At 45.4% G+C, this 2500-nt stretch carries 3 protein-coding genes (2 of these 3 running past the window's edge); all 3 read left to right on the top strand.

Features of this window, described 5'->3' with window-relative positions; all coding sequences use genetic code 11:
* Tightly spaced (each overlapping or abutting the next), the 3 genes in view from pheA to aroA form a layout consistent with a single transcriptional unit that may run on beyond the window.
* Window positions 1–1055: the 3' portion of a prephenate dehydratase gene (gene pheA / locus FHG67_RS08780; RefSeq protein WP_004499042.1), read on the top strand. Its footprint begins 37 nt before the window's first position; 1055 of the gene's 1092 nt are visible here — the last part of the coding sequence; its start codon lies off the left edge, out of view; its stop codon occupies window positions 1053–1055.
* Window positions 1052–1969, top strand: coding sequence for a prephenate dehydrogenase (locus FHG67_RS08785; RefSeq protein ID WP_004501761.1), 918 nt, complete (start codon window positions 1052–1054; stop codon window positions 1967–1969). Before pheA ends, FHG67_RS08785 begins: the two co-directional genes overlap by 4 nt.
* Window positions 1950–2500, top strand: the 5' end (the start) of a protein-coding gene (aroA, locus tag FHG67_RS08790) for a 3-phosphoshikimate 1-carboxyvinyltransferase (RefSeq protein WP_142499741.1). Its footprint extends 772 nt past the window's final position; 551 of the gene's 1323 nt are visible here — the first part of the coding sequence; the start codon lies at window positions 1950–1952; its stop codon lies off the right edge, out of view. Before FHG67_RS08785 ends, aroA begins: the two co-directional genes overlap by 20 nt.

Below are 2500 nucleotides of genomic sequence, written 5' to 3' on the forward strand. Positions count from 1 at the left end.
ATCAGATTGATTCTCTCGATCGGGAAATCGTAAAAGCGATTCAGGCTCGAGCAGAATTTGCATCCAAAATCGGGGAGATCAAACGGGAACGAAACGAACCGGTCTTTCGTCCTGATCGGGAAAAGGAAGTTTACGAAAAGATAAAATCTTTGAGTTCGGGTCTTCTTCCCGACAAAGTGATGCTTGCGATTTATCGAGAGATCATGTCCGGTTCTATCTCTGTGGAAAAAGGATTGGAAGTAGGTTATCTCGGACCTGCGGGGTCTTTTTCCAACCAGGCGGTCCGAACTCGTTTCGGGGCTTCGGTTAACGCGTTGGAATTCAATTCGATTCCGGACGTGTTTCGTGCCGTGGAAACCGATAAGATCGACTACGGAATTGTTCCGGTGGAAAACTCCAGCGAAGGTTTGGTCAATTCGACTTTGGATCAATTTTTGATTTCCGATCTTCTCATTTATTCCGAGCACTATTTAAGAATCAACATCAGTCTTCTTGGATTTGAACACGATCTTTCCAAGATCAAATCGTTATACGGAATCAAGATCGCCAATTCCCAGTGTAAGAATTGGCTTGCGGCCAATCTACCTCATGTGGAGGTCATAGAAACGTCTTCCACGGCGAAGGCGGCTCAGATCGTAGCGGAAAAAAAAGACGCTTGTGCGGCCATCGCTTCCTCCATTGCGGCGGAAATCTACGGTCTCAGCCTGATTCGGGAATCCATCGAAGACCTTGTCGATAATACGACGCGATTTCTCATCATCGGAAAAAATCAATGCCCGCCCACAGGAAACGACAAAACTTCGATCGTTTTCTCCTGTCCCGATAAACCGGGCGCGCTTTATCGGGTGTTAAAACCGTTTTTCGATCATCAGTTGAATCTGACCAAGATCGAATCCAGACCCACGAGAAGAAACTCTTGGGAATACAACTTCTTCATCGACTTTTACGGTCATCAAAAGGACGAAGCGATTCAGAACGTACTCGCAAGTTTGAAGGAAAATACGATTTTTCTGAGAGTGCTCGGCTCCTATCCGATGTCTCCGCAGAGCCTATGAAATTAGAATTTTATAATATTCTCATATATGGGTTGGGGCTTATGGGGGCTTCGCTTTCTCTTGCCCTCAAAAAAAAGGGAATTTCGGCGCACGTTACCGGAATCGTGAGTTCTTCTAAAAGTAAGGCAAAGGGAGAATCCCTGAAATCCGCGGATACGATTCTTACTTCGGAGGAGTTTCGCTCCTCTAAAAATTGGAAAGATTACGATTTTATCATATTCGGAGTTCCAGTGGATCTTACTGTGGGGTTAATTTCCGAGTTGCCGACCGATTTTTCTGGAATGATTACCGACCTCGGTTCCACAAAAAAGGATATCATCCAAGCCGTGGAAACGCGTTTCCCGAGCGGGCACAACTATGTTTCTTCTCATCCTATGTGCGGCTCGGAGGAATCCGGACTCGAATTTGCAAACGTTTCGCTATATGAGGGTCGACTTTGTATTTTGACTTCCCCTAAAAACGCAAAACCGGAAATCAGGGATCGTTTGGAAAACTTTTGGAAATTCGTCGGCGCAGAAACGATCGAAATTTCGGCGGAGGAACACGATTCCATATTGTCCTATTTATCCCATTCTCCTCATATCCTTTCCTCGATTATGGCGGATTGGGCGGCCAATCAGAAAACCGTAAAACGTTACACCGATCTTTCTCCGATTCCCTTGAACGGGGGAGGGTTTCGAGATATGACTAGAATCGCCGGTTCCAACCCAAAAATGTGGGCGGCGATTTTTGGTTCTAACCAAAACGAAATCTACAAGTCTCTTCTGGATTACCGCGACCGACTTGATAGTATATTAGAAAAATTGAATCCAAAAAACACTCTGGATCCGAAGGAATGGGAACGGTTTATGGAAACTTCCCGTAGATCTAGAGATTATATTTTGAAGAACCAGGATGATTCCAAAAAACATTAAACTCAAATCCGGAGAAATCAAGGTCCCCGGAGACAAATCCCTTTCCCATCGTTGCGTTCTGTTTGCCGCTCTTTCCAAGGGAAAATCTAAAGTGATCGGATTTTTGGAAGCGGAAGATCCTTTGAACACGATGTCCGCTTTCACCAAACTTGGATTAAAGGTCCGAAAAGTGAAACCGGGAGAATACGAGTTTGAAAGTCCGGGTAAGAGCGGTCTTATTTCGCCGAATGTGGATCTTGATTTCGGAAATGCGGGAACGGGGATTCGATTGTCCGCCGGGCTCATCTGTGGTTTACCCGGAGTGAACGCGGTCCTTACGGGAGACGATTCTTTAAAAAAACGTCCCATGGGTAGGATCATTAAACCTTTGACTGCCATGGGAGCTTCCGTTCTCGGTCTGGGGGAAAAAGAAACCGCTCCTTTAAAAGTAGAAGGAAAAAAACTAAAAAGTTTTCGTTATGAAAGTCCGATCGCGAGCGCACAGATCAAATCCTGTCTGATGCTTGCGGCGATTGCATCCGAAACAAATTT

The organism is Leptospira weilii (assembly GCF_006874765.1).
Lineage (GTDB): Bacteria > Spirochaetota > Leptospiria > Leptospirales > Leptospiraceae > Leptospira > Leptospira weilii.